General features: G+C 70.1%; 15 protein-coding genes. 8 read left to right on the forward strand and 7 right to left on the reverse strand.

What is annotated here, in order from left to right; all coding sequences use genetic code 11:
- The first annotated feature begins 46 nt into the window (after positions 1-46).
- From AB0M76_RS29070 to AB0M76_RS29090, 5 genes are all read left to right on the forward strand, one after another.
- Positions 47-1,318 (forward strand): extracellular solute-binding protein, encoded by a 1,272-nt coding sequence (locus tag AB0M76_RS29070; RefSeq protein ID WP_365955688.1) that lies wholly within the window; start codon positions 47-49, stop codon positions 1,316-1,318.
- Between the two features lie 8 nt (positions 1,319-1,326).
- Positions 1,327-2,355: a sugar ABC transporter permease gene (locus AB0M76_RS29075; RefSeq protein ID WP_365955689.1), complete on the forward strand. Its 1,029-nt coding sequence runs from the start codon at positions 1,327-1,329 to the stop codon at positions 2,353-2,355.
- On the forward strand, positions 2,352-3,224 hold the full coding sequence (locus AB0M76_RS29080; protein ID WP_266667613.1) for a carbohydrate ABC transporter permease: 873 nt from the start codon (positions 2,352-2,354) through the stop codon (positions 3,222-3,224). Before AB0M76_RS29075 ends, AB0M76_RS29080 begins: the two co-directional genes overlap by 4 nt.
- A gap of 75 nt (positions 3,225-3,299) precedes the next feature.
- On the forward strand, positions 3,300-4,910 hold the full coding sequence (locus AB0M76_RS29085; RefSeq protein ID WP_365955690.1) for a glycoside hydrolase family 13 protein: 1,611 nt from the start codon (positions 3,300-3,302) through the stop codon (positions 4,908-4,910).
- On the forward strand, positions 4,898-5,914 hold the full coding sequence (locus tag AB0M76_RS29090) for a LacI family DNA-binding transcriptional regulator (protein WP_365955691.1): 1,017 nt from the start codon (positions 4,898-4,900) through the stop codon (positions 5,912-5,914). The genes AB0M76_RS29085 and AB0M76_RS29090 overlap by 13 nt, the downstream gene beginning before the upstream one ends.
- Positions 5,915-6,050: 136 nt before the next feature.
- Here AB0M76_RS29090 and AB0M76_RS29095 read toward each other — a convergent pair whose 3' ends face one another.
- Complete coding sequence (locus tag AB0M76_RS29095) at positions 6,051-6,938, reverse strand: hypothetical protein (RefSeq protein WP_365955692.1); 888 nt, start codon at positions 6,936-6,938, stop codon at positions 6,051-6,053.
- A 54-nt stretch (positions 6,939-6,992) separates the two neighbouring features.
- On the opposite strand from AB0M76_RS29095, the gene AB0M76_RS29100 reads away from it, so the two are divergent.
- Entirely contained in the window at positions 6,993-7,223 is a 231-nt protein-coding gene (locus AB0M76_RS29100; protein ID WP_365955693.1) for a hypothetical protein, read from the forward strand.
- Positions 7,224-7,243: 20 nt separating this feature from the next.
- Here the strand turns inward: AB0M76_RS29100 and AB0M76_RS29105 are convergent, their stop codons facing one another.
- Complete coding sequence (locus AB0M76_RS29105; RefSeq protein ID WP_365955694.1) at positions 7,244-8,320, reverse strand: gluconolaconase; 1,077 nt, start codon at positions 8,318-8,320, stop codon at positions 7,244-7,246.
- 520 nt (positions 8,321-8,840) lie between these two features.
- Between AB0M76_RS29105 and AB0M76_RS29110 the strand changes: the two genes are divergently transcribed.
- Together AB0M76_RS29110 and pulA are read left to right on the forward strand one after the other, a co-directional pair.
- The gene (locus AB0M76_RS29110; protein WP_365955695.1) at positions 8,841-10,550 is read left to right on the forward strand and encodes a carbohydrate-binding module family 20 domain-containing protein; all 1,710 of its coding nucleotides are present in this window, start codon (positions 8,841-8,843) and stop codon (positions 10,548-10,550) included.
- Positions 10,551-10,646: 96 nt separating this feature from the next.
- Positions 10,647-15,989 (forward strand): pullulanase-type alpha-1,6-glucosidase, encoded by a 5,343-nt coding sequence (pulA, locus tag AB0M76_RS29115; RefSeq protein ID WP_365955696.1) that lies wholly within the window; start codon positions 10,647-10,649, stop codon positions 15,987-15,989.
- Here the strand turns inward: pulA and AB0M76_RS29120 are convergent.
- The 5 genes from AB0M76_RS29120 to AB0M76_RS29140 form a co-directional block, all read right to left on the reverse strand.
- A complete protein-coding gene (locus tag AB0M76_RS29120) occupies positions 15,976-16,512 on the reverse strand; it encodes a GNAT family N-acetyltransferase (RefSeq protein ID WP_365955697.1) in 537 nt (178 codons plus the stop codon). The genes pulA and AB0M76_RS29120 overlap by 14 nt on opposite strands.
- Before the next feature lie 61 nt (positions 16,513-16,573).
- Positions 16,574-17,302, reverse strand: a complete 729-nt coding sequence (locus tag AB0M76_RS29125; protein ID WP_365955698.1) for a TetR/AcrR family transcriptional regulator — start codon at positions 17,300-17,302, stop codon at positions 16,574-16,576.
- A 30-nt stretch (positions 17,303-17,332) separates the two neighbouring features.
- The gene (locus AB0M76_RS29130) at positions 17,333-18,379 is read right to left on the reverse strand and encodes a PDR/VanB family oxidoreductase (protein ID WP_365955699.1); all 1,047 of its coding nucleotides are present in this window, start codon (positions 18,377-18,379) and stop codon (positions 17,333-17,335) included.
- Entirely contained in the window at positions 18,376-19,272 is an 897-nt protein-coding gene (locus AB0M76_RS29135) for a metal-dependent hydrolase (RefSeq protein ID WP_365955700.1), read from the reverse strand. The genes AB0M76_RS29130 and AB0M76_RS29135 overlap by 4 nt, the downstream gene beginning before the upstream one ends.
- Positions 19,273-19,393: 121 nt before the next feature.
- Positions 19,394-20,860, reverse strand: a complete 1,467-nt coding sequence (locus AB0M76_RS29140) for a hypothetical protein (RefSeq protein ID WP_365955701.1) — start codon at positions 20,858-20,860, stop codon at positions 19,394-19,396.
- Positions 20,861-20,958 lie beyond the last annotated feature (98 nt).

Genomic DNA, 20,958 nt, shown 5'->3' on the forward strand with positions numbered 1-20,958 from the left:
AACTCGGGACCGCGAGGGCGCGGCCGGGATCATCGAAGGAGTTCATATGCGGCGTGGCATAGCGGCCACCGCGCTGGTCGCGACCCTGGCGCTCGCGGCGACGGCTTGCGGCGGTGACACCAAGGACGACAGCGGGACCAAGGCGGGCGGCGAGCTTTCCGGCACGGTCACGTGGTGGGACACCTCGAACGACGCCGAGAAGGCCAGCTTCCAGAAGATCGCCGAGGCGTTCACCGCGAAGCACCCGAAGGTCACCGTCAAGTACGTCAACGTCCCGTACGGCGACGCGCAGAACAAGGTCAAGAACGCCTTCAGCAGCGGTTCCGAAGCCCCTGACGTGATCCGTGCGGACGTCGGCTGGGTCGCCGACTTCGCCTCGCTCGGCTACCTCGACGAGGTCCCGGCCGAGACGGCCAAGAAGGTCGACGCCGAGTTCCTGCCCCAGGCCGCGGCCAGCGGCAAGTACGAGGGCAAGACCTACGCCGTCCCGCAGGTCATCGACACCCTCGGCCTCTTCTACAACAAGAAGATGCTCGCCGACGCCGGCGTCCAGCCCCCCAAGACGCTGGAAGAGGTGAAGACCGCCGCCGCCGCCATCAAGGCCAAGACCGGCAAGGCCGGCCTCTACCTGCGCGGCGACGACTCCTACTGGTTCCTCCCCCTCATCTACGGAGAGGGCGGCGACCTGGTCGACGCGAAGAACAAGACGGTCACCGTCGACAACGCGGCCGGCGTCAAGGCGTTCAAGACCGCCCGCGACCTGGTCACCTCGGGTGCGGCGATCACCAACGCCACCGACGGCTGGGTCAACATGCAGACCGCCTTCAAGTCGGGCGAAGCCGCGATGATGATCAACGGTCCGTGGGCCGTCGCCGACACCTACGCCGGTGACCAGTTCAAGGACAAGGCCAACCTCGGCGTCGCCGCCGTCCCGGCCGGCTCCGCCAAGGCCGGCGCCCCGCAGGGCGGCCACGACCTCGCCGTCTACGCCGGTTCCAAGAACCGCGCCGCCGCGCACGCCTTCGTCGAGTACATGACCTCGCAGGACGTGCAGGTGCAGTCCACCAAGGAGCTCAGCCTGCTCCCGACGCGGACCGCGGCCTACGAGCAGCCCGACGTCAAGTCCAGCGAGATGGTCCAGTTCTTCAAGCCGGCGGTGGACAAGGCCGTCGAGCGCGCCTGGATCCCGGAGAACGGCTCCCTCTTCGAGCCGCTGAAGGTCGAATACACCAAGGCGATCACCGGGGCCTCGAGCCCGGAGGACGCGGCCAAGGCGGCCGGCGTCGAGTTCCGCAAGATCCTCAAGGGCTGGAAGTAGAAAAGACAATGGCTGCTCACACCAGCCAGTCGGTGGCGAAGGCCGCGGGCAGCGACGGGGAAGACACCGTCGCCGCCCGCGGCCGGAGCCGCAGGACTGACAGCGCGAAGCGCGGTGGACTGGGGCGCGCCCTGGCCACCCACTGGTACGCCTGGGCCATGGTCGCCCCGGTGGTGCTCGTCCTCGGCGTGATCATCGGCTGGCCGCTCGTCCGCGGCGTCTACCTGTCGCTGACCGACGCCAACGAGCGCAATGTCGCCCGTACCATCGGCGCCAACCACATCGAGGCCACGTACAAGTTCGTCGGCCTCGACAACTACGCGGACGTCCTGGCCGACCCGGTGTTCCTGCAGCGGCTGGTGTGGACGGTGATGTGGACCGTCCTGTGCGTGTCGATCACGTTCACGCTCGGACTGGCCCTCGCCAACATGCTCAACCGGGACTTCCGGGGCCGCGCCGCCTACCGGATGGCGCTCATCCTGCCCTGGGCCGTCCCCGGCTTCGTCTCCGTCTTCGCCTGGCGATTCCTGTTCAACCGCGACAGCGGCATCCTGAACAAGATCCTCGACGGTGGCGGCATCTCGGCCGTCCCGTGGCTCGACGACCCGACGTGGGCGAAGGTCTCCGTCGTCGCCGTCAACGTCTGGCTCGGCGTCCCCTTCATGATGGTCGCCCTGCTCGGCGGGCTGCAGTCGATTCCGGGTGAGCTGTACGAGGCCGCCGAGATGGACGGCGCCACGGCCTGGCAGCGGTTCCGGCACATCACCCTGCCCGGGCTGCGCACGGTGAGCATGACCGTGATCCTGCTCTCCACCATCTGGACCTTCAACATGTTCCCGGTGATCTTCCTGCTGACGCGGGGCGGACCGGGCGACTCCACCGAGATCCTGGTGACCCAGGCGTTCCGGGAGGCCTTCGTGGCCAGCCCGCGCGACTTCGCGGGCTCGGCGACCTGGGGCGTGCTCATCCTCGCCCTGCTCATGATCTTCGCGCTGGTCTACCGGCGCTCGCTGCGCAAGCAGGGAGAGGTGTGGTGACCGTGACGACCGACACCGTGGCAACCGAGGTTTCCGTACGCAAGCGGGGCGAGCGCTCCCCGCTGGCCTCCGCCGGACTGCACGTCACCCTGATCGTCGCGTCCGTGATCGCCGTCTTCCCGGTGCTGTGGGTCCTGCTGACCTCGATCAAGCCCGCGAAGCACGCCATCTCCACGGACTTCGTGAAGGAACCGACCCTCGAGAACTACCGCTACCTGGTGGAGTCGACCTCCTTCTTCACCTGGTTCGGCAACTCCGTGCTCGTCGCCGGCATCACCACCGTCCTCGGTGTGTTCATCGCCGCCACGACGGGCTACGCGGTCAGCCGGTTCAAGTTCCCCGGCATGAAGCCGCTGATGTGGACCCTGCTCATCACGCAGATGTTCCCGATGGCCATCCTCATCGTCCCGCTCTACAACCTCATGGGACAGCTGGGGCTGCTCAACCAGCCGCTCGGCCTGATCATCACGTACCTCACCATCGCGGTGCCGTTCTGCGCCTGGATGATGAAGGGCTTCTTCGACACCATCCCGGTCGAGATCGACGAATCGGGCCGTGTCGACGGGCTCAACCCCTTCGGCACCTTCTGGCGCCTCATCCTCCCGCTGGCCAAGCCCGGCCTCGCCGTCACCGGCTTCTACTCGTTCATCACCGCCTGGGGCGAAGTCGCGTACGCCTCCGCCTTCATGGTCGGCGACGAACACCTCACCCTCGCCGGAGGCCTGCAGACCTTCGTCACGCAGTACACCTCCAACTGGGGTGCGATGAGTGCCGCTTCGGTCCTCATCGCCATCCCCGCGGCCATCTTCTTCCTCTTCGCCCAGCGTCACCTCGTCGCCGGGATGACGGCAGGCGCGACCAAGGGCTGACGCCCCTGTCGCGACCCAGGGCTGACCCCCCTGCCTGCCCCCTCTCACCCCCGGCCCGATCTCTCCAAGGACGACATGACCCAGCACCTCGCCGACGCACTTCCCACCACCACCGGCACCCGGCCCGGTTGGTGGAGAGAAGCGGTGATCTACCAGGTCTATCCGCGCAGTTTCGCCGACTCCAACGGGGACGGCATGGGGGACCTCGAAGGCATCCGCAGCCGACTGCCCTACCTCAAGGAGCTGGGCGTCGACGCCGTCTGGCTCAGCCCGTTCTACGCCTCCCCGCAGGCCGACGCCGGCTACGACGTCGCCGACTACCGGGCCATCGACCCCATGTTCGGCACCCTGCACGACGCCGACGCCGTGATCCGCGAAGCGCACGAGCTGGGCCTGCGGATCATCGTGGACCTCGTCCCGAACCACTGCTCCGACCAGCACGAATGGTTCAAGCAGGCGCTGCGGGAAGGCCCCGGCTCCCCGCTGCGCGAGCGCTTCCACTTCCGTCCGGGGCAGGGCGGCGACGGCTCGGAGCCCCCGAACGACTGGGAGTCCATCTTCGGCGGGCCCGCCTGGACGCGCGTCGCCGACGGCGAGTGGTACCTGCACCTCTTCGCCCCCGAGCAGCCCGACTTCAACTGGGAACACCCGGCCGTCCAGGACGAGTTCCGCTCGATCCTGCGCTTCTGGCTCGACCTCGGCGCCGACGGCTTCCGGATCGACGTCGCCCACGGCCTGGTCAAGGCCCCCGGCCTGCCCGACCTCGGCCGCGACGAGCAGCTCAAGCTGCTCGGCAACCAGGTGCTGCCCTTCTTCGACCAGGACGGCGTCCACGAGATCTACCGCTCCTGGCGGACCGTGCTCGACGAGTACGCTGGCGACCGCATCGGCGTCGCCGAGGCCTGGACCCCGAGCGCGGACCGTACGGCCCTGTACCTGCGGCCCGACGAGCTGCACCAGGCGTTCAACTTCCACTACCTGAACACCGGTTGGGACGCGGCTGCGCTGCGCGGCACCATCGACGACTCGCTGGACGCGATGCGTCCGGTGGGCGCGCCGACGACGTGGGTGCTGTCCAACCACGACGTCGTACGCCATGTCACCCGCTACGGCGGCGGCGCGCAGGGCCTGGCCCGGGCGCGGGCCGCGGCGCTGCTGATGCTGGCGCTGCCCGGGTCGGCGTACGTCTACCAGGGCGAGGAGCTCGGCCTGCCGGAGGTGACCGACCTGCCGGACGAGGTGCGCCAGGATCCCTCCTTCTTCAAGGAGAACGGCCAGGAGGGGCTGCGCGACGGCTGCCGCGTGCCGATCCCGTGGTCGGGCGACCAGGCCCCGTACGGCTTCGGCGACGGCGGCAGCTGGCTGCCGCAGCCGGCCGAGTGGGCGGGCCTGAGCGTGGCGGCCCAGACGGGCGACCCCGCCTCGACGCTGGAGCTGTACCGGGCGGCGCTGCGGATCCGCCGGGAGCGGGCTGACCTGGGCGCGGGCGACGCGGTGGAGTGGCTGGAGGCGCCGGAGGGCGTGCTGGCGTTCCGGCGCGGTGACTTCGTCTGCACCGTGAACACGACGGGGGAGCCGGTGCGGATGTCCCCGCCGGGGACGGTGCTCCTGGTGAGCGGCGACGTGGCGGACCAGGCGGATCCGGGAGTCCTCGGGGCCGACACGGCGGTGTGGTGGCAGGGGTGACCTCCCCGCTCCGGCTGACGGACATCGCCGCGCAGGCCCAGGTCAGCGAGGCGACGGTCAGCCGTGTGCTCAACGGCAAGGCGGGCGTGGCGGCCGGCACCCGGCACAAGGTGCTCGCCGCCATGGACCTGCTCGGCTACGAGCGGCCCGTGCGGCTGCGCCGGCGCAGCAACGGGCTGGTGGGGCTCCTGATCCCGGAGCTCACCAACCCGATCTTTCCGGCGTTCGCGCAGGTCATAGAGCAGGCGCTGGCCGGCCACGGCTACACGCCGGTGCTGTGTACGCAGACGCCGGGTGGGGCCACCGAGGACGAGCTGGTGGAGCAGCTCGAGGAGCGGGGGGTCACGGGGATCGTCTTCCTGTCCGGCCTGCACGCGGACTCGACGCTGGACCCGGCCCGCTACCAGCGGCTGTCCGCGAGGAATGTCCCCTTCGTCATGATCAACGGCTTCAACGAGCACGTGAACGCCCCGTTCATCTCCCCGGACGACCGGGCGGCGGCGGACATGGCGGTACGTCACCTGGCGGACCTGGGGCACCGGCGGATCGGCCTGGCCATAGGGCCGACGCGCTATGTCCCCTCGGCCCGCAAGGAGCAGGGGTTCGTCGCCGCTGTGCCGGATGCGGAGTCGGAGGGGCTCATCCAGCGCACGCTGTTCACGGTGGAGGGCGGCCACGCGGCGGGCGGAGCCCTGCTGGACCGCGGCTGCACCGGCATCGTGTGCGGCAGCGACCCGATGGCGCTCGGCGTGATCCGCGCGGTGCGTGAGCGGGGGCTGCGGGTACCGGAGGACGTGTCGGTGGTCGGCTTCGACGACTCGCCGCTGATCGCCTTCACGGACCCGCCGCTGACGACGATCCGCCAGCCGGTCCGCGCGATGGCGACGGCGGCGGTCGGAGCCCTCCTGGAGGCGGTCGGCGGCACCCCGGTCCAGCGCACGGAGTACGTGTTCCAACCGGAACTGGTGGTCCGGGGCTCTACGGGGCAGGGGCCGGGGGAGTAGGTCGGATCGCTACGCGCTTCGCCCGGCGTGGCGTCCGGCGGCCGTCCGGGGCGGGGTGGGGGCGTCGGCTGCGGAGGCGGGGGTCCCCATGGTGCGGGGACCCCCGCCGTCACATGTTCACCGGTATGGCCGGGCGCTACGCCACGACCTTGCCGACGCCGCCCAGGGGCTGCGTGGCGCGTTGGGAGATCTGCCAGAGCTGGCCTTCACGGTTGCTGACGTAGATCTGGCCGTTGGCGGTGTCCAGGGCGAGGCCTTCGCAGGTCGCCAGGCCGCTGGCCACCACGCGCTGCGCGCCGTCGGCCAGGGTGATCTCGTACAGGCGCCCGTTCAGATAGTCGATGGCGTACGCCTTGCCGTCGCCGGTGAGCTCCACGCGCGTGGCGCTCGCCCCGGGAAGGTTGGTCACGAGGCGCTTGGCGCCGTCGGCCAGGCTGACCTCGTACAGGTTGCCGCCGTGGTCCTTCTGGCCGACGTACGCCTTGCCCTTCCCGTCCAGTGCCACTGCGGCGATGCCGACCGGCAGGCCGCCGGCGACCGTGGTCTTCTGTCCGTTCTGCAGGTCGACCGCGGTCAGCTTCCCTTCGCTGTGGCTGACGACGTAGGCCTTGCCCGCTCCGTCCAGCGCGAGGCCGTACGCGCCCGGGACGGCGGCGACCACGCTGGAGGTGCCGCTGGACAGGTCCACTGCGAGCAGGCGCCCGCTGGCGTAGTCGGTGGTGTAGGCCTTGCCGTTCCCGTCCAGCTTCACATCGCCGATGTCGCCCAGGGCGCTCGCGACCACGCGCTGGGCGCCGGTGGCGATCTTCACCGCGGACAGCTTCACGCCGCCTCGGTCGGCGACGTACGCCGTGTTCTGCGACGGGTCCACCGCGAGGCCTTCGGACGTCCCCAGACCCGTCGTGACCAGGGCATAGTCCCTCTTGTTGCCGATGGTCTTCGCGAGGTCTTCGGCCTTCGGCATGTCCTCGTCGCTGATGTCCACCTTCAGCGGTCCGGCCGCCTTCACGGTCGACGACGCCATGCCGGACGTCGAACCGGGGTTCCCGGAGACCTGAAGCTGATCGGCGGATGCGTCATGGATCTTCTGGAAGAGGGGGTTGAGGAAACCCATGACATCGAACGCCCCGTGCGCCGTCTGACGCACGAGCCACGGGTCGAGCTGACTCTCCATTTTGCGCACGGCCTCCGAGATGTTCCCGGCGCCAGGAGTATCTTTGTTGAGCGATTCAGCGGACTGTTTGGCGGAGTCGGCTTCACTTCCGCCACTGTTGAAGATGTTTTCAAAGGACACGAGTTTTTCTCCTGATCTGCCCGGCGGTTGTGGAGTCATCCCTTGTAGAGAGGCTGTTTCTGGCTCGAATAATCAAGGGTTTCAGGCTGGAAGACTCGGTGTTCCCCGGTTCGGACAGCGACGATTTCGGCCGCCCCCTTCTGCATGAATCGCTTGCCTTCGTCGGCCAGATCGAAATTGCCGCCATCCGTGATGGAATCGCCGAGTTTCCATGCGATGACCTGAGAGTATTTCGGTTCCTTGGACTGCGGGGGAGTCTCCTTCACCGCTACCGGCTTGGGGTAGTACAAGGCGACCCACCCGCCGAAGGTGACCGGGAATTCATAGTCGAACTGCCTCACCTGGCGTCGTGTCGTGGCCATGACGTCTGCCCGGCTCATGACTTCCAGGCTGATCGATGACTGATGTTTCCATTCAGTGGTCAGCGAACCGCTGACAGAGGCGGTGATCCCGAGCAGGAGATCTGCCCACAATTCCCCGGTACCGGTGACGGAAGTCGAGGCCGTTGTCGTGTTCGTCGCTTCCGTGTGGGACTCGTTGTCGACGCCCTGATTGTCTTTACTGTTCTTCAGGGTGGTCTTCTGGTACTGCATCATCGCCATGCTCTTCTGTAGCTGCTCCTGCAGAGATGCGGTGGATTTCGCCCCGAAGGTGAGCTTCACCTCCCCTTGGAGCGACCAGCTGATCGTGTTCGAAATCCCGAATTCGACCGTGTCCGTCACGGTGATTTTGACGGGGTCGGTTCCATTGATGTACGTCTGCTTGGAGATCATGTCGGGCGGGGGCTGTGTAATGTCGCTTCGCTCTTCGACGATCGGCACACCCATGTTCATGTACGCGCGCCACCCGCGCTCGTGCGCCGCCTTCTCCTCCTGGGGGAAGGCGCCGTATCGCACCTTGTTCAAGCAGAACCCGATGGGGCTGACCGTCTCTCCCCCTCGTTCGGTGGTCCTCTTCAGTGCGGCATTTCTCAGGAGATTCCGCTTCAGGATTTCTTCGGCCTTGGCGGCAATTTCGAGCTCCTCTTGGTTCCGGGTCGTGAGCGGATGGCGCATGAATACATCGTTGATATAAGCCTTGCCCACATCGCTCGTCATGCTGTTTGCCGACATGCTCTTGAGGCCTCCTTACGCTGCGGAATGGAATAATTTCGTTGCGGCCCCTCTGGGTGCAGGGTGAAACTACGTGGGTGACGCCGGATGACCTCTACACCGAAATGGCCATGGTGGCGAAAACTGGACGGATCCCGTTGACCACCTGCTTAGTCGATCTTCAGGTGGGCACCTGACCGGCCTGTCTGCCGTCACCTGCACAGCCGTGGACGCGGAATGTGGCTGGATCCGTCGCTTTGGGCGGTTCGCTTGGTTGCGGGGCGTGAGGAAGTGGCCGGGATGTGGTGCCTGTCCGGGGCGCGGACCTGATCGTGCAGGCGCGGGGCGGCGTCGCCGGGGTCCTCGCGCGGGGGGCGTGCCGGACCTGAGCGGGCGGTCTGTGGTCCCTACGCGGCCTTGCTGTCCGGCAGGACACGCCCCGGAAACAATTCTGCAATCTCTTGCGCAAACTCTTGCAGGGCTCTTACCTGGCCCCTACGGTCGCTGCAATCCCCACCTCTTCCGCCAGGAGGCCCCCCGCATGCCTGCCAGAGCTGTCAGAGCTGCAACTCTTTTCGCCGCGACCGCACTTGCCGCCGCCGCCCTCACCGGCCCGGCACCGCAGGCCGTTGCCGCCGCGCCCGGCGACAAGGACGTCACCGCCGTGCTGTTCGAGTGGCGCTTCGAGTCCGTCGCCAAGGCCTGCACCGATTCGCTCGGGCCCGCCGGGTACGGGTACGTCCAGGTCTCGCCGCCCCAGGAGCACATCCAGGGCTCGCAGTGGTGGACCTCGTACCAGCCCGTCAGCTATAAGATCGCCGGGCGGCTCGGGGACCGGGCTGCGTTCAGGGCCATGGTCGACACCTGCCACGCCGCCGGGGTGAAGGTCGTCGCCGACTCCGTGATCAACCACATGGCGGCCGCCGACGGTGTCGGGACCGGTGGATCTTCGTACACGAAGTACGGCTATCCCGGGGTCTACTCCGGCTCCGACATGGATGACTGCCGCGCGACCATCTCCAACTACCAGGACCGGGCCAACGTCCAGAACTGCGAGCTCGTACAGCTGGCCGATCTGGACACGGGCGAGGACTACGTGCGGGGCCGGATCGCCGGATACCTGAACGACCTGCTGTCGCTGGGTGTCGACGGCTTCCGGATCGACGCCGCCAAGCACATGCCCGCCGCCGACCTGGCCAACATCAAGGCCCGGCTGACCAACCCGGGCGTGTACTGGAAGCAGGAAGCGATCTACGGCGCCGGTGAGGCCGTCTCGCCCTCCGAGTACCTCGGCAACGGCGACGTGCAGGAGTTCCGTTACGCCCGGGACCTGAAGCGGGTGTTCCAGAACGAGAACCTCGCCTACCTGAAGAACTTCGGCGAGGCCTGGGGGTATATGGCGAGTGGGCAGTCCGCCGTCTTCGTCGACAACCACGACACCGAGCGGGTCGGCGACACCCTCAACTACAAGGACGGCTCCGCCTACACCCTCGCCGGCGTCTTCATGCTGGCCTGGCCGTACGGGTCCCCCGACGTGCACTCCGGGTACGAGTGGACCGACAAGGACGCCGGCCCGCCGAACGGCGGTACGGTGAACGCCTGTTACACCGACGGGTGGAAGTGCCAGCACGCCTGGCGGGAGATCTCCTCCATGGTCGGCTTCCGCAACGCGGCCCGCGGCCAGGCCGTCACCAACTGGTGGGACAACGGCGGCGACCAGATCGCGTTCGGGCGCGGCGCCAAGGCGTACGTCGCCATCAACCACGAGGGCGCGGCCCTCACCCGGACCTTCCAGAGCTCGCTCCCGGCCGGCGACTACTGCGATGTGCAGAGCGGGCGTGCGGTCAGCGTGAATTCGGCCGGGCAGTTCACCGCCACCCTCGGGGCCGGTACCGCCCTCGCCCTGCACGTGAACGCCCGTACCTGCAGCGGCGGCGGGACCACTCCGCCGCCGGCGCCCGCAGGTGCCTCGTTCGCCGTCAACGCCACCACCGCCCTCGGGCAGAACATCTACGTCACCGGGGACCGCGCCGAGCTCGGCGGCTGGAACACCGGCAGCGCCCTCAAGCTCGACCCGGCGGCCTACCCCGTCTGGAAGCTCGACGTGTCGCTCCCGGCCGGGACCGCCTTCTCGTACAAGTACCTCCGCAAGGACGCCGCCGGGAACGTCACCTGGGAGAGCGGGGCCAACCGCGCCGCCACCGTCCCGGCGAGCGGCAAGGCCGTGCTGAACGACACCTGGCGCAACTGAACCCCTCCCTCCGCAGACCAGGGCCGCCCGGCACCCAGAACCCGCCATCCGCCGGGCGGCCCTTATCCACGTGCCACGTACACAAGGAGACCCGCCTTGATACGCCCCGCCGCAGGAGTGCTCGCCGCCGCCCTGGCCGTGACGCTCCTGCCCGCCCTCCCGGCAGCGGCCGCCGCGCCGCCCGCCCCGCCCTCGGATGCGAAGCTGGCCGCCGAGCCCGCACGCCACGACCTGACCCGGGAGCAGTTCTACTTCGTCCTCCCGGACCGGTTCGCGAACGGCGACCCGCGCAACGACACCGGCGGCCTGACCGGCACGCGGCTCGAGACCGGGCTGGACCCGACGGACAAGGGCTTCTACCAGGGCGGCGACCTCAAGGGGCTGACCGACCGGCTCGACTACGTCAAGGGGCTCGGCACCACCGCCATCTGGATGGCGCCGATCTTCAAGAACCAGCCGGTGCAGGGGAAGGGGGCCGATGTCTCCGCCGGGTACCACGGGTACTGGATCACCGACTTCACGCAGGTCGACCCGCACTTCGGCACCAACGCCGACCTGGAGCGGCTGATCGACAAGGCGCACGCGAAGGGGATGAAGGTCTTCTTCGACGTCATCACCAACCACACCGCCGATGTCGTCGACTACCGGGAGCAGTCGTACTCCTACCTGTCGAAGGGGGCCTTTCCCTATCTGACCAAGGGCGGGGTCCCGTTCGAGGATGCCGACTACGCGGACGGGAAGAAGAAGTTTCCGCAGGCCGACGCCGAGTCCTTCCCGCGGACCCCGTTCGTGCCCGATGCGAAGAAGGGGCTGAAGGCTCCCGCCTGGCTCAACGATCCGACGATGTACCACAACCGGGGCGATTCCACCTTCGCCGGGGAGTCCTCCGACCAGGGTGACTTCTTCGGCCTCGACGACCTGTGGACCGAGCGCCCCGAGGTCGTCGGCGGGATGGAGAAGATCTACGAGAAGTGGGTCAAGGACTTCGCGATCGACGGCTTCCGCATCGACACGGTCAAGCACGTCAACACCGAGTTCTGGACCCAGTGGGCCACCGCCCTCGACAAGTACGCCGCCCAGCGCGGCCGGAAGAACTTCTTCATGTTCGGCGAGGTCTACTCCGCCGACACCGCCGTCACCTCCCCGTACGTGACGCGCGGGCGGCTCGACGCCACCCTCGACTTCCCGCTCCAGGACGCGATCCGCGCGTACGCCTCCCAGGGCGCGGCGGCCTCGCGGCTCGGCTCCGTACTGGGTGACGACTACCGGTACACCACGGACAAGGCGAACGCGTACGAGCAGGTCACCTTCCTCGGCAACCACGACATGGGCCGCTTCGGGAGCTTCCTGAAGCAGGACCGGCCGGGGGCGGGGGAGCAGGAGCTGCTGGACCGGTACCGGCTCGCCAACGAGCTGATGTTCTTCTCCCGGGGCAACCCGGTGGTCTACTCCGGCGACGAGCAGGGCTTCACGGGCGCCGGCGGCGACAAGGACTCGCGGCAGCCGCTGTTCGCCACGAAGGTCGCCGACTACCTGGACGACGACCAGCTCGCAACGGTGCGCACGCATGCGAGCGACGCCTATGATCCGGCCCATCCGCTGTACCGCCAGATCGCCGCGCTGTCCCGGCTGACCAAGGCCCACCCGGCGCTGCGCGACGGCGTCCAGACCGAGCGGCTCGCCCGCGACTCCGTCTATGCGTTCACGCGCACCGACGCCCGCTCCAAGGCGGAGTACGCGGTCGCGGTGAACAACGCTGCCGAGCCGGTCACCATCGACATGCCGGTCGGCAGCGCGCCGGGTACCGAGTTCAGCGCCCTGTACGGGGGTTCGGGCTCGTCACGGGTCACGCCCGCCGGCATCCGTGTGGTCGTCCCGGCCCTTGGATCCGTCGTACTGCGCGCGGGCGCGCCCATCGCCACGCCCGCCACGGCTCCCGGAATCACCCTCAAAGCCCCGGCGGCAGCCACCGGCACCGTCGAGCTCGCCGCCGACCTCACCGGCGGCGGCCTGAACCGGGTCGTCTTCGCCGCCCAGACCGGCACCGGGAAGTGGCAGGTCCTCGGCTCCGCCGACCACGCCCCGTACAAGGTCACCCAGCACATCACGGCCCCGGCCGGCACCGCGCTGCGCTACAAGGCCGTCGCCGTCGACTCCGCCGGCCGTACCGCGAGCGCCCTCGCCGAGTCCGTCGCCGGCCAGGCCCCGCCCGTGCAGCCCCCGACCGCCACCCAGCGCGACTACGCGGTCGTCCACTACAACCGCCCCGACGGCGACTACACCGACTGGCGGCTCTACGCCTGGGGCGACATCGCCGACGGCGAAGCCACGCCCTGGCCCGCCGGCCACGATTTCACCGGCCGCGACGCGTACGGCGCCTTCGCCTACGTCAAGCTCAAGCCCGGTGCCTCCTCCGTCGGTTACCTCGTCATCGACAAGGACGGCAACAAGGACGTCGCCGCCGACCGCACCATCGACGTGACGAAGACCGGCGAGGTCTGGCTCGAGCAGGGCAAGGAAGCAGCCCGCACCGACCGCCCCGCCTACCCGCCGCAGGACCAGACCAAGGCCGTCCTCCACCACCGGCGCGCCGACGGCGCCTACGACGGCTGGGGCCTGCACGTCTGGACCGGCGCCGCGACCCCGACCGACTGGTCCAAGCCGCTGCTGCCCGTCCGCACCGACTCCTACGGCGCGGTGTACGAGGTCCCGCTCGCGGCCGGCGCGACCAGCCTCAGCTACATCCTCCACAAGGGCGACGAGAAGGACCTCCCCTCCGACCAGTCCCTGGACCTGAAGGCCACCGGCCACGAGGTCTGGATGCTGGGCGGCCGGGCCCCGTACCTCCTCCCGCAGCCCGCCGGCTCCTCCGCCGCCCTGGACCTCACCAAGGCCCAGGCCGTCTGGATCGACCGCGACACCCTCGCCTGGAACGCCCCCGCTGCCGCCGCCTCCGTCCAGCTCCTCGCCTCCCGCGAAGGCACGATCACCGCGGAGAACGGCATCCTGCGCGCGGACGGCGCGCAGTGGCTGCGCCTGTCCAAGGCCGAGCTCACCGCCGCCCAGAAGCAGAAGTTCCCGCACCTGGCGACGTACGCCGCCTACTCCGTCGACCCGCGCGACCGGGACCGCGTACGGGAGGCCCTGCGCGGCCAGCTCGTCGCGAGCGCCCGCGCCGCGAACGGCGCCGTCCTGGCCGCCACCGGCGTGCAGCTCGCCGGCGTACTCGACGACCTGTACGCGAACACAGCCGCGCTCGGCCCCGTCTTCAAGGACGGCCGCCCCACCCTCTCCGTCTGGGCCCCCACAGCCCAGCAGGTCGCCCTCGAGCTCGACGGCCGCACCGTCGCCATGCACCGTGACGACACCACCGGCGTCTGGTCGGTGCGCGGCGAGCGCAACTGGACCGGCAAGCCGTACCGCTACGCCGTGACCGTGTGGGCCCCGAGCATCCGCCAGGTGGTCCGCAACCTGGTCACCGACCCGTACTCCACCGCCCTGACCACCGATTCCACGTACAGCCTGGCCGTCGACCTGGCCGACCCGAAGCTGGCCCCGCCCGGCTGGGGGGCCCTGCGCAAGCCCGCGCCCGTCCCCTTCACCTCGGCGCAGATCCAGGAGCTCCACATCCGCGACTTCTCGGTCGCGGACCGTACGAGCACCCACCCCGGCCAGTACCTGGCCTTCACCGACACCGGCTCGGCGGGCATGCAGCACCTGCGCGCGCTGGCCGCGTCCGGCACCTCGTACGTCCACCTCCTGCCCGCCTTCGACATCGGGACCATCCCGGAGAAGGCCTCCGACCGCACCGAGCCCGCCTGCGACCTGAAGGTGTACGCGCCGGACTCGCCCGAGCAGCAGGCCTGCGTGGCCGCCGCCGCCGCGAAGGACGCCTACAACTGGGGCTACGACCCGCTGCACTACACCGTCCCGGAGGGCTCGTACGCGAGCGACCCCAACGGCACGGCCCGTACGGTCGAGTTCCGCAGGATGGTCCAGTCGCTGAACGGGGCCGGCCTGCGCACGGTGATGGACGTGGTCTACAACCACACCGTGGCGTCCGGCCAGTCCGACAAGTCGGTCCTCGACCGCATCGTGCCGGGCTACTACCAGCGGCTGCTGGCGGACGGCTCGGTCGCCAACTCCACCTGCTGCGCCAACACGGCTCCCGAGAACGCCATGATGGGCCGGCTCGTCGTGGACTCGATCGTCACCTGGGCCAAGGAGTACAAGGTCGACGGCTTCCGCTTCGACCTGATGGGCCACCACCCGAAGGCGAACATCCTGGCCGTCCGGGGGGCCCTCGACGCGCTGACCGTCGCCAAGGACGGCGTCGACGGCAAGAAGATCATCCTCTACGGGGAGGGCTGGAACTTCGGCGAGGTCGCGGACGACGCCCGCTTCGTCCAGGCCACGCAGAAGAACATGGCCGGCACCGGCATCGCCACCTTCTCGGACCGCTCGCGCGACGCGGTCCGCGGCGGCGGCCCCTTCGACGAGGACCCGCGCGTCCAGGGCTTCGCCTCCGGCCTGTTCACGGCCCCGAACGCCTCACCCGCCAACGGCACCGCGGACCAGCAGCGGGCCCGGCTCCTGCACGCCCAGGACCTGATCAAGGTCGGGCTGTCCGGCAACCTCGCCTCGTACGCCTTCACGGACACCACGGGCCGGCGTACCAAGGGCTCCGAGGTGGACTACAACGGCTCGCCGGCCGGCTACGCGGCGGCCCCGGGCGACGCCCTCGCCTACGCGGACGCCCACGACAACGAAACCCTGGCCGACGCCCTGGCGTACAAGCTGCCGGACGGCACCTCCACCGCCGACCAGGCCCGTATGCAGGTCCTGGCGATGGCCGTCGGCACCCTCTCGCAGGGCCCCTCGCTGTCCCAGGCGGGTACGGACCTGCTCCGCTCGAAGTCCCTGGACCGCAACTCGTACGACAGCGGCGACTGGTTCAACGCCATCCACTGGGACTGCCGCGAGGGCAACGGCTTCGGCCGCGGGCTGCCGCCGGCCGCCGACAACGGCTCCAAGTGGCTCTACGCGAAGCCCCTGCTGGCCGGCCGCCCGGCACCCGCCTGCGCCGACATCACCGGAGCCTCGGCGGCCTACCGCGACCTGCTGCGGATCCGTACGACGGAACCGGCCTTCGCCCTCACCACACCCGAGGCGGTCCAGGCCGCGCTGGCCTTCCCGCTCTCCGGCAAGGACGAGACCCCGGGGGTGATCACCATGACCCTCGGCGACCTGGTGGTGGTCTTCAACGCCACGCCCGCCGCCCAGACCCAGCGCATCCCGGCCCTCGCGGGCACCGGCTACGCCCTGCACCCGGTCCAGGCGACCGGCTCCGACCCCGCGGTCAAGCAGGCGGCGTACGACGCACGGACAGGAGAGTTCACGACCCCGCCCCGCACGGTGTCGGTCTTCATACGACGGTGAGCTGATCGAGCCGCTTCTCGAGCAGGATCACCCCGTACACCCGGCCGTCCTTGCCCTCCTTGTGGGGGAACTCCCCGACCACCCGGTAGCCCGCACCCCGGTAGTACGCGAGCAGCCGGGGGTTGGTGGAGACGCAGTCCAGCCGCGCCCGCGGCAATCCTGATCCGGCGATCCGGCGCTCGGCATGTTCGAGCAGCCGGCGCCCGGCTCCCGCGGGCGCGGTTTCGCGTTCCACCATCAGCCGGTGCACGTAGCCGGCGACCGGCGGCTGCACGCCCCAGGCCTCCTCGTCGGACCACCACAGCTCGTACGCGCCGATGATCCGCCCGTCGCTGTCCCCGGCGAGCCACACCTCGCCCTCGCGCATCTTCGCCAGGAAGTGCGCGGCGTTCTTGTCCCCGGGCTTCCACTGGTCGATCCCGTGCTTGCGCATCCACCGGGCGGCCTGGTCGTGCAGGGCCACCAGGGTGGCGGCGTCCTTCTCCACGGCCCGCCGGAACAAGATCCCGTCATCAATGATCACGCGGGTATTATCACGCGGATGATCACCGGGGGAGGGTCAGGTCGGGCCAGGTCAGGTCAGGTCAGCGCGGGCCGGGCACCGCGTGCCCGGCGGCGGTGGCGGTGGGGACGAGCCCCCCGAGCCGCCCGACCAGCTCCCCGAACGGCCCGTCGGCCGGCTCGTCGGCGAGGATCCGCCCGAGGATCCCGGCCATCTCCCCGTCGTACGCGGCGCTTACGGCGGCCAGCGCGGCGAAGTCGTGCACCAGCTGCAGCTCCAGCTCGGCCCGCGGGATCTTCCGCCCCTCCAGCCAGATCAGCGCGGTGGATTCCGCCAGCGACACCCAGGACCGCACCACGAGCTCCAGCCGGGCAGGCGGCTTCTCGATCCCGATGTGCGTCACGATCTGCTCGTACGCGGCCTGCCGGACCTCGTCGATCATCGCGTTGGTCCGGTTGCTCCCGACCGCCGGCCCGCCGCGCATCAGCGCCGAGAATCCGGGCCCGTGCTCGTCGACGAACGCGAAGAACCGGCCCATGACGCGCACCAGCCGCGCCCCGAGCGGGCCCTCCTGCGGCTCGACGAACCGCTGCGCGAGCTCATCGGCGGCTCGCCGCAGCGCGGCCTCGTACAGGCTCAACTTGCCAGGAAAGTAGTGGTAGACGAGCGGCCGGGATATCCCGGCGGCCGCCGCGATCTCGTCGATCGACACATCGTCGGGCGACCTGTGGCTGAACAGCTCCAGGGCCACCCCGATCAGCTGCTGCCGCCGCTCCTCGACACCCATCCTGCGCCGCGTCCCGGTAGTCATGCGGACACCCTACTGGGCGCGCAGCAGGGCTCAGAGATCGAGGACCAGGTGGTTGTCCTTGGCGCGGGAGACGCACAGGAGCATCGAGTCCTCGCGCTCCTGGTCCGTGAGGAGGGTGTCGCGGTGGTCCACCTCGCCTGCCAGGACGCGGTGTTGGCAGGTGCCGCAGAAGCCCTGTTCGCAGGAGTACGGGGTGGCGGGGAGTTCCCGGCGGACCGCGGCCAGGGTGGATTCCTCCGCCGCGACCTCGATCGTGCGGCCCGAGCGGTGGAGTTCCACCGTGAAGGGGTGTGAGGTCCCGGTCGTGGAGGGTGGAGCGAAGCGTTCCAGATGAACGGCCGACGGGGCCGGGGCCGCCGCCTGGACCGCCTTCATCAGGGGGCCCGGGCCGCAGCAGTAGATCAGGGTGCCGGGGGCCGTCGCGGTGAGCGCGGTCAGGTCGGGGAGGCCCGCCTCGTCCTCCGGGATGAGGGTGACCCGGGAGCCGTACGCGTCCAGTTCGGCGGTGAACGGCATGGAGGAGCGCGAGCGGCCGCCGTACAGAAGGGTCCAGTCCGCGCCCGCCGCCGTGGCCTCGCGCAGCATCGGGAGGATGGGCGTGATGCCGATTCCGCCCGCGACGAAGACGTACGAGGAAGACGGCTCCAGCTCGAAGCGGTTGCGGGGCGGGCGTACGGACAGTTCCGCGCCCTCCAGCAGCTGGGCGTGCGCCTCGCGGGAGCCGCCGCGGCCGCCCTCGATCAGGCGGATCGCGATCGTGTAGCGGCCCGCGTCGGCCGGGTCGCCGCAGAGGCTGTACTGGCGGATCAGGCCCGAGGGGAGCCGTACGTCCACGTGCGCGCCCGGGGTCCACGGCGGGAGCTCCGGGGATTCGAGGGTCAGCATCAGGACCCCGTCCGCGGGCTCCGTACGGGACACGATCAGGGCCGGCAGCCAACGCCGCGGGGAGTGGCCCGAGACCGGGGTCTCCAGCGCCGGGAGGGGCCACAGGGGGGAGCGGGCGATGCGCCCCCGCAGGGCGCGGCGGGTCAGCAGGGCCGCGCCCGCCAGCGCCGCCACCTTCAGGGCGCGGCTCATGCGGTGGCACCGCCGTTCGCGCCGGGGGAGGAGGCCAGGTAGGCCACGGCCTGGGCCGTCGAGCCCTCCTGGGAGGGGTGGTACGTACGGGAGAGGTACGTCGGGATCGACTTGAGCATGGCGCCCGTCGAGGGGAGCGTGCCCTGCCGGCCCGCGCGGAAGAACTGGCCGAGGGAGGCCTTGGCACCGGCCCGCTCCGGGTCGTTCTCCATGAAGAAGCGGGCGCCCCGCTGCCACAGGAAGACGAGGGCCGTGAAGGCGGTGGCCCAGGTCCGGGCCCGCCGGCGGTAGCCGCCGTCCACGTGCATGAAGAGGTCGAAGGCCACCGAGCGGTGCTCCACCTCCTCCGCGCCGTGCCAGCGCAGCAGGTCCAGCATCATCGGGTCCGCACCCCGGCGGTCCAGTTCGTCCGCGTTGAGCACCCAGTTCCCGAGGAACGCCGTGTAGTGCTCGATCGCCGCGATCATCGCGACCCGCTCCATGAGCCACCAGTGCCGGGCCTTGCCCGGGGGCAGCGTCCGGTCGCCGAGCAGCTTCTCGAAGAGCCAGTCCACCTGCGCCGTGTACGGGGTCGGGTCCAGGCCCAGCCGCTTCAGGTGGGGGAGCACGTCGTCGTGCGCAGCGGCGTGCATGGCCTCCTGGCCGATGAACCCGACGACTTCCGCACGCAGTTGCTCGTCCTTGATGTACGGGAGCACCTGCTTGTAGACGTGTACGAACCAGCGCTCGCCCGCGGGCAGCAGCAGGTGCAGCACGTTGATGGTGTGCGTGGCGAACGGGTCGCCGGGCAGCCAGTGGAGCGGGGTGTCCTCCCAGCCGAAGGACACGTTCCGCGCCTTGAGCTCTATGTGTTCCGACGCCACGGGGGCGGGCGTGAGCGGCGTATTAGACATGGCGTCAATGTACTGAGGGGTAGGACAGAGGAAAACCCCTCTGCGCCCACCACTTCACGCAAGAGTCCCCCGGGCGCGCACCGCGCCCGGGGGACTCAGGTCTGCCGTCCGGCCCGTCCGGCTAGCGCTCGGCGTGGCCGCTCGCGAGGGCCCACTCGCGGTTGAGCGTGCCCAGCGGGATCTTGCGCTCGAAGAGCGGCGTGCCGAACAGGGAGAGCTGCAGGTGCAGGTTCCCGCTCAGGTCGAAGCCGCCGTACAGCGCCCAGGAGCCGCTGAGGGAGGTCTTGCCGTCGCTGGACGCGCTCGCCTTGGCGTCGGCCTCGCCGCGCAGGTACGGGGCGAAGTCCGCGCTGACGCCCACGGCTCCGTACAGGCCGACGGAGGCCTCGGCGCCGAGCGCGCCCTTGACCTTGCCGGAGGCGGTGACGCTCGCCTTGACCGGCGTGCTCTGCACGTTCGACGTGCTGACCGGCGTCCAGCCCTTGCCCGTCGCGTAGCTGCCGCCGACCTTGAAGTCGCCCTTGACGTCCTGCTGGACGTCGAGGGTCACGCGGCCGTCGGCCTCCACCTGGACGTAGCAGGTCAGGTCGAGGTTGACGACGACCGGCACCGGGCCGACCTGGATGACCGGAGCGCTGTGCAGCTTGGCGAACGGGATCCGCTTGGCCGCCCCGGTGCTCGCGGCGGCGCGGCCCTGGAGCTTCCACTGCGAGGACCAGTCGCCGCTCATGCCGAGGAAGGCGGACCGCGGACCGGTGGCGCCGCCTCCGTCGTACGAGAACTCCACCTGGGGGGCGAGCTGGACGAACCCGGACACCGAGGCGCCGGCCGAGGCGGGGGCGTCCGGGGCGGTGTCGACGGCGGCGTTCACGTCGAGCCGCAGGTTGCCCAGGGGCAGCTTCGCGCCCTCGGGGCCGAACTTCACGCCCTGGCTCTTGGCCCAGGAGAAGGTGACGCCCTTCATCAGGGGCTCGACGGTGACCGACGAGGGGTCGACGGGGACCTTGCCGTCGGCCTTGTCGTCGTTCAGGACGGAGGCCAGCGTCGTGGAGGCGGTCTTGACCTCGGTGCCGCGGTCGGTCTTCCCGACGACCTCGGTGACCTTGGCGAGCAGGCCGTTGGGGGCGCCGGGCGCCGGCGCGCTGGCGATGACGTCGCCCACGGCGACGGGCTTGTCGGCCTCGGGGGATGCGCCCGACTCGGGCGCCGTACCCGCAGCGGGGGCCTTGCCCGCCTCCGGGGACTTGCCCGCATCCGGCTTCTTGCCCGGCGCGGGGGACTTGGCGGGCCCCTGCGGGGCCTTGGCTATGACGGCCCGTCCGCTCGCCTGGTCGTACGAGGCGACCTTGAGCGAGGACTTCTCGGTCTTGCCCTTCCCGCCGGCGCGGGCCACGGCCGCCGGTGTGGGGGTCCCCTGCGGGGCCGCGGCCACGTCGAGCTGCTGCGACGTGCCGTCGCCCGCGGGCGCGAGGGTGGCGGGGGCGGCCGCGTCTGCGGCGCCGGTGTGCGGTGTGGAGGAGCAGCCGGTGGCGGTGAGCGCCAGGGTGGTCAGGCCGGGGAGGAGGAGCCGTCGGGCGAGCATGCGCACGTGGGTGAACCTTCAGTACGTGAGGGGGGTGTTGGTGGGTTACCGCGTGGTAACCGGAACCGATCATGCCATGTGCGCACTGCGGCAGTCATGTCCGG

Source organism: Streptomyces sp. NPDC051364, assembly GCF_040682115.1.
Lineage (GTDB): Bacteria > Actinomycetota > Actinomycetes > Streptomycetales > Streptomycetaceae > Streptomyces.

Coding starts and splice junctions, on each gene's coding strand:
- AB0M76_RS29070 (WP_365955688.1), top strand. CDS start 47: ATGCGGCGTGGCATAGCGGCCACCGCGCTGGTCGCGACCCTGGCGCTC.
- AB0M76_RS29095 (WP_365955692.1), bottom strand. CDS start 6,938: ATGGCGTCGTCGACCGTGAAGGCGGCCGGACCGCTGAAGGTGGACATC.
- AB0M76_RS29125 (WP_365955698.1), bottom strand. CDS start 17,302: ATGACTACCGGGACGCGGCGCAGGATGGGTGTCGAGGAGCGGCGGCAG.
- AB0M76_RS29075 (WP_365955689.1), top strand. CDS start 1,327: ATGGCTGCTCACACCAGCCAGTCGGTGGCGAAGGCCGCGGGCAGCGAC.
- AB0M76_RS29100 (WP_365955693.1), top strand. CDS start 6,993: ATGGATCTTCTGGAAGAGGGGGTTGAGGAAACCCATGACATCGAACGC.
- AB0M76_RS29130 (WP_365955699.1), bottom strand. CDS start 18,379: ATGAGCCGCGCCCTGAAGGTGGCGGCGCTGGCGGGCGCGGCCCTGCTG.
- AB0M76_RS29105 (WP_365955694.1), bottom strand. CDS start 8,320: ATGTCGGCAAACAGCATGACGAGCGATGTGGGCAAGGCTTATATCAAC.
- AB0M76_RS29085 (WP_365955690.1), top strand. CDS start 3,300: ATGACCCAGCACCTCGCCGACGCACTTCCCACCACCACCGGCACCCGG.
- AB0M76_RS29135 (WP_365955700.1), bottom strand. CDS start 19,272: ATGTCTAATACGCCGCTCACGCCCGCCCCCGTGGCGTCGGAACACATA.
- AB0M76_RS29110 (WP_365955695.1), top strand. CDS start 8,841: ATGCCTGCCAGAGCTGTCAGAGCTGCAACTCTTTTCGCCGCGACCGCA.